Annotated in this window: 5 protein-coding genes; 2 read left to right on the forward strand and 3 right to left on the reverse strand. The window is 74.5% G+C overall.

Features of this window, described 5'->3' with window-relative positions; translation table 11 throughout:
* Positions 1-46: 46 nt before the first annotated feature.
* The gene (locus tag ACFXGJ_RS23760; RefSeq protein ID WP_378625719.1) at positions 47-802 is read right to left on the reverse strand and encodes a class I SAM-dependent methyltransferase; all 756 of its coding nucleotides are present in this window, start codon (positions 800-802) and stop codon (positions 47-49) included.
* Positions 803-951: 149 nt separating this feature from the next.
* On the opposite strand from ACFXGJ_RS23760, the gene ACFXGJ_RS23765 reads away from it, so the two are divergent.
* Positions 952-2,181, forward strand: a complete 1,230-nt coding sequence (locus ACFXGJ_RS23765; RefSeq protein ID WP_378625715.1) for a glycosyltransferase family 4 protein — start codon at positions 952-954, stop codon at positions 2,179-2,181.
* Here the strand turns inward: ACFXGJ_RS23765 and ACFXGJ_RS23770 are convergent.
* A complete protein-coding gene (locus ACFXGJ_RS23770) occupies positions 2,116-3,930 on the reverse strand; it encodes a hypothetical protein (RefSeq protein ID WP_378625716.1) in 1,815 nt (604 codons plus the stop codon). The two genes, ACFXGJ_RS23765 and ACFXGJ_RS23770, sit on opposite strands and share 66 nt — an antisense overlap.
* A gap of 32 nt (positions 3,931-3,962) precedes the next feature.
* On the opposite strand from ACFXGJ_RS23770, the gene ACFXGJ_RS23775 reads away from it, so the two are divergent.
* Positions 3,963-5,231 carry a polysaccharide biosynthesis protein gene (locus tag ACFXGJ_RS23775; protein ID WP_378625717.1) on the forward strand — a complete coding sequence of 423 codons (1,269 nt, stop codon included), beginning with the start codon at positions 3,963-3,965 and terminating at the stop codon, positions 5,229-5,231.
* Here the strand turns inward: ACFXGJ_RS23775 and ACFXGJ_RS23780 are convergent.
* Positions 5,137-5,892: a Mut7-C RNAse domain-containing protein gene (locus tag ACFXGJ_RS23780; RefSeq protein WP_378625718.1), complete on the reverse strand. Its 756-nt coding sequence runs from the start codon at positions 5,890-5,892 to the stop codon at positions 5,137-5,139. The two genes, ACFXGJ_RS23775 and ACFXGJ_RS23780, sit on opposite strands and share 95 nt — an antisense overlap.
* Positions 5,893-5,961: the final 69 nt, after the last annotated feature.

Consider the following 5,961-nt stretch of genomic DNA (forward strand, 5'->3'; position numbering starts at 1 on the left):
GATGTGGAGTCCCGGGACTCCGCATCGGCACCACTGCGCGGAGCGCCTACCGCTTGCGCAGGACCAGGACGAGGTTCGAGACCAGCGCCTCGCGCAGCCAGGGCAGCCGGACCATCCACCACGCCCACCTCGGGTGGTAGCGCGGGAAGGCGGCCAGCACGTCGCCTCCGGTCTGGGACTTCGCCCACCGCAGGCCGTCCGCCGCGCCGATGGCGAAAAGCGAGACCCCGTATCGGTTCTTGGGTTCGCGGCCGTTCTTGCGGGCGTACCGCCGGGCGGCGTACTCGCCGCCGAGGAAGTGCCACGGTCCGGTCTCGTGCCCGCCGAACGGTCCCCACCACAGCGTGTAGGAGAGCACCACCATCCCGCCCGGCTTGGTCACGCGGAGCATCTCGTCGGCCATCGTCCACGGCTCGGGGACGTGCTCGGCCACGTTGGAGGAGAAGCAGATGTCGACGCTGTCGTCGCGCAGTGGCAGCGCCATCCCGGACCCGCGGATGCCGCCGTGGCTGGGCAGGCCGGCCGCGTGCATCTCGGCCGGGTCCGGCTCGACCGGCACGTACCGGGCGCCGGCTCCGCGGAACGCGTCCGCGAAATAGCCGGGGCCGCCGCCGACGTCGAGGACGGTCCGACCGTCCAGGCTCTGCCCCGTCGTCCCCGCGTACAGGTCCTCGATCAGCTCGAGCGAGTCGCCGGCCAGCGCGCCGTAGAAGCGGTCCGGGTCGGACTGCTCGTAACGGAAGTCCGAGAGCAGTCCCACCGACCGCCGGAGGGTGGCCCGACGGGCGAAGATGCGGGTCACGGGGAGCGCGGTCACGGGAGGCAACCCTAGCGAGCGGCGTCGCGACCCCGCGCCGCGGCCGGAGGTAACGAAACCTCAGGAGGCCGCCAGCCGATATGGTGAGCAGCGGCCGCGCCGCGGTCGTGACATCCGACGGTCCAGGAGAAGTCGTGCGCGAGGTTCTGTTGCTGTGCTGGCGCGACACCGGGCACCCACAGGGCGGCGGCAGCGAGCGCTATCTCGAGCAGGTCGGTGCCGGCCTCGCCGAGCGCGGCATCAAGGTCACCCTCCGTACCGCCCGCTATCCCGGCGCCCCGCGCGAGGAGACCGTCGACGGCATCCGGATCAGCCGCGGCGGCGGACGGTTCACCGTCTACCCGCGCGCGCTGGCCGCGATCGCCGCAGGCCGGTTCGGCTTCGGACCGCTCAAGGGCATCTCGCCCGACGCGGTGATCGACACCCAGAACGGCATCCCGTTCTTCGCGCGGGTGGTCGCGGGTGCGCCGATCACCGTGCTGGTGCACCACTGCCACCGCGAGCAGTGGCCGGTCGCCGGACGACTGATCGGGCGCATCGGCTGGTGGGTCGAGTCGGTGCTGTCGCCGCGGGTGCACCGCCGCAACCAGTACCTGACCGTCTCGCTGCCGTCCGCCGAGGAACTGTCCGCGCTCGGCGTCGACACGGAGCGGGTCGCGGTGGTCCGCAACGGCGCCGACACCGTGCCCCCGACCGTCCGCTCCGGTGACGACGCCACCCGCACCGAGCACCCGAGCATCTGCGTGCTCTCGCGGCTGGTGCCGCACAAGCAGATCGAGGACGCCCTCGCCGCCGTCGCCACGCTGCGGGCCCGCAACCCCGGACTGCACCTCGACGTCATCGGCGGCGGCTGGTGGGAGGAGAACCTGCGCGGGCACGCCCACGAGCTCGGCATCGCCGACGCGGTGACCTTCCACGGGCACGTCGACGAGGAACGCAAGCACGAGTTGCTCTCTCGCGCCTGGGTTCACGTGATGCCGTCGCGCAAGGAGGGCTGGGGGCTCGCGGTGATCGAGGCGGCCCTGCACGGCGTCCCGACCGTCGGCTACCGCAGCTCGCGGGGCCTGACCGACTCGATCGTCGACGGGGTGACCGGACTGGTCGTCGGCGGCGAGATCGCGGGCACCACCGACGAGGTGGGCGCGCTGACCGACGCCGTCGAGCTGTTGCTGGTGGACGCCGAGCGCCGCGCCGAGCTCGGCGAGAAGGCGCGCGGGCGGGCCGCGGAGTTCTCCTGGACGCAGACCGCGGCTGGGGTGCACACGGTGCTCGCCGAATCCGCTGCGGGCCGGTACGTCTCAGGCCTGATCGGACCGGTTCCGGCGGTACCCGCCGAGTACGCAGCCGAGCGCGCCGCCGGCTAGCAGCGCCGCCCACACCAGGTGTGCGGCGATCGACGCGGCCCGGGCGCCCGAGCGGTCCGGGGGCGGTACCACCTGGCCGGGCACCCGGTACAGCGCCAGGTGCTCGTCGCCGACCACTGGCTCCAACCGCACGAGCGTCTCCTCGGCGAGATCGAGCGGCCCGGCCGAGTCCCGTTCGACGAGCACCCAGCCGACCCCGAGATCCGACAGGTGCTGCGGGTCGAGCCCGAAGAGCAGCGCCGCCTCGATCTGTTCGGCGCGCGCGCCCTCGCCGCCGATCTCGATTCGGCCGCCGCCGGTGAAGGTGGGCTCCCGATACGGGCCGACGATCAGCCGGCCGGTCTGCGGCACGTCGAGCGGCAGCATGCGCGGCGCCGGATCGAGGACCGGGGCGGTCCCGGCATAGGGGAACCGGCGGAATGTCCCGGCGGGCAGCACCGCGACGTCGCCCTCCTGCCCGTCGAGCGCGGCCGCGACGGCGGCCCACGACGGTGGGTAGTGCACCGGGCGCAGCGCCCCGCCGACGCCCCACGCCAGGTCGGGCAGCGCGATCAGGAGCGCGAAGATCGCGATCGCGGCGGCCGCCGTCGATCGCGCCGGAGCGGTGCCGGCGGCCGTCGGGAGCCCCGCGCGATCGCGACTCCGCAGCGCCCCCACCCCAGCGGCCGCGGCCAGCGCATAGAACGGGACCGCCAGCGCCACCCACTTCTGGGCGTCGCGCAGCAGTCCGGTGCCGGGCACGTGTGCCACCGCCCACTCGCCGGTCCGCAACCCCCAGGCGGTGGCGCCCAGCGCGGGCAGCACGACGGCCAGCGCGGCGACGACGGCCAGCGCGACGAGCACCGGATTGCCCCGCCGGCGCCACAGCGCCGGCAGCCCGCACGCGACGATCGCCAGCACGACGACGGTCCCGGCCACCGCCCAGAGTCCGGATCGACTGCCCGGCACCGCCTCCGAGTTCCAGATCCCGCCGAGTCCGGTGAGGCTGCCGAGGGTCCCGAGGCCGGGTTCTGCGCGGGCGGCGAACGCCGCCACCCCCGACGGGTCCGAGCCCTGCGCCCCGGCACCGGACAGCGCGGTCGCGGTCAGCCACGGCGCCGACGCGAGGACGGCGAGCGTCGCCGTCACCGCCAGCCGCGACCACCGCGCGCCGGTCCCGCCGGGCGACGCCGCGAGGACCAGCGCGAGCGTCGCGGCGAGCAGGGCGCCGGTCGGGGTCAGGGCCGCCGCGGCCAGGGTCAGGGCGAGCGGACTCCACGACCGCCACGACCACGGCGCGCGCGTGCGCCGCAGGCGCAGCACCGCCAGGACGGTCCACGGCAGCGCGGCGTAGCCGGCGAGCAGGCTCCAATGCCCCTGCAGCAGTCGCTCGGCGACGTACGGGTTCCACAACGTCACCGTCGACGCGAGCAGCTGCCCGCCCATCCCGACAGTCGGGAGCAACGCGGCCACCATTCGGGCCGCGCCCCATCCGGCCAGCCACAGCGCCACCAGCAGGATCGCCTTGACCACCACACCGCCGTCCACCACCGCGGAGAGCACCGCCAGCAACGCATCCTGCGGGACCGCGCGCGCGGCCGCGTCGGTCAGGCCCAGCGCCGAGTCGGTCGGGTACGACCGCGGGGTGCTCACGGCGTCACGCAGCAGCAGGTAGCCGGGGCCGAGCAGCGGTCCCAGGATCAGTGTGGCCAAGGCCAGGCTGTAGAGGGCGGGCACCGCCCGGGAGAGCCCCGCGGGCCGCGCGATCATGGCTCGACAGTAGTGGGTGCGATCATGGGCGGATGACGCCTCGTACCCCCGCCACCACCGCGGTGGCCGGGATGACGATGGTGACCATCGGTTCGATGACGGCGAACGCGGCCTCGTACCTGCTGGCGGTGCTGGCCGCGTGGTGGCTGCGGCCCGCCGGGTACGGCGAGTTCGCGGCGCTGACGGCCTCGCAGCTGGTGCTCGCGGTGCCGGCGCTGGCCCTGCAGACCGTCGTGGCCCGTCAGGTGGTGCTCGGCGACGACCCCGCCGACCTGCGCAGGCTCGGCACCCGCTGCGCGGTGATCGTCGCAGGACTGGCCGCACTGCTCGTCGCGCCGATCGCCGCCCTCCTCGACACCGGTGTCGCGGCGACGACGGCGGCGCTCCTCACCGCGCCGGTGCTGGTGCTGCTGTCCGGGGAACAGGGGTTGCTGCAGGGTGCCGGTCGGTTCGCGGCCCTGTCGGTGGTGCTCGCCTCGGCGGGGATCGGCAAGGTGGCGCCCGCGGTCGCGGTGCTGGCCCTCGGCGGCGGCCCCGGCGCCGCGCTGACCGCGTCCGCCGTCGGGACCGGTGCGGTGGCCGTGATGGCGCGGGTGGTCACCGGCGCCGGCCCGCGGCTCGCGCCGGTTCGCCCCGCGGTCGGGGTGGCGGCGGTGCTGCGGGCCTCGCAGGTCCAGCTCGCGCTGATCGTGCTGTCCTCGGTGGACGTCCTGCTCGCGCGGGTGGTGCTCGACGACGCGCACGCCGGCCAGTACGCGCTGGGTGCCGTCGCCGCGAAGGTCGCGTTCTGGCTGCCCGCGGCGGTCGGGGTGGTGCTGTACCCGAAGATGGCGAACCCCGAACATTCCGCGGCGGCGGTCCGCTCCGCGCTCGGCGTCCTCGTCGGGATCGGGGCCGTCGCGGTCGTCACGGCCGCCCTCGCGGCTCCGCTCGTGCCGGCGGTCCTGGGCGACGACTACGCGGCGGTGCAGGGACTGCTGTGGGTGTTCGCGCTGGACGGTGCGTGCCTGGCGGTGCTGCAGGGCGCACTGCTGTCCGCGATCGCGCGCGAGCGCACCCGGTTGGCGACGGTCGCCTGGGTGGGGCTGGCGGTCGAGGTGACGCTGATCCTCACGGTGGCGTCGAGCATGCGGCAACTGATCCTGATCACCGTGGCCTGCGCCGCGGCGACGGCTGCGGTGGTGAGCGTCGCTGCGCTGCGCGGCGTCACAGCGACACCCCGACCTCCGCGAGCCGACGGCGCAACCGGACCTGGTGACCGCCCGGCCAGTAGACCCGACCGCAGTCCGGGCACTGACTGAACTCGGTCTTTTCCCGCGCGACCTGGGCGGGCACCCGCCCGGCCACCTGCTCGGCGCCGACCCGCGCGAGCACCCCGTTGCACCGGGCGCATCGAGTGAAAGGCATTGTCTGCGAATGTAACTGGAAGCGGTCGAGCACCTCGCGCAGTTGACGCCGGGGGTCGGTCTCGTGCACGAAGGCGCCGTGGGTCAGGGCGGCCCGGCCCAGCAACCCGACGTCGCGGGTGAGCAGCGTCCGGGACTCGGCCAGCGAGATCGCCAGCAGTTCGCCGTCGTCGAGGTCGTTGCGGTAGCGGCAGTCGAAGCCGAGCAGTCGCAGGTACGACGCGAGCCGGCCCAGGTGCACGTCGAGGACGAAGCGGGGCTCGCGCAGCGGCCGCGGGCGCAGCCGGGTGACGCCGGTCAGGTCGAGGCGCTCGAACACCGGGTACACCGCGACCCGCTCGCCGCCGCGCAACCGGCGGTCGAAGCCGACCGAGACGCCGTCCACGAGAACCAGGTCGACCTCGGTGTGCGGCACGCCCAACGACTCGATCCGGTCCTTGACCGAGGGCGTGCCGTCGAAGGCGTGCGGGAAGGTCCGCTTGCGCAGCGCGGGCGCGAGGAAGTCGTTCAGCTCCTCGTAGAAGCGGAACTCGCAGTGCTTCCGGGGTGCGCGCATCGATCGACCGTTCCACCGCCAACGTACGCCGGCGCCGGGCAGACGAAAGGGCCCGCACTCGACGAGTGC

Source organism: Rhodococcus sp. NPDC059234, assembly GCF_042754225.1.
Taxonomy (GTDB): domain Bacteria; phylum Actinomycetota; class Actinomycetes; order Mycobacteriales; family Mycobacteriaceae; genus Rhodococcus_G.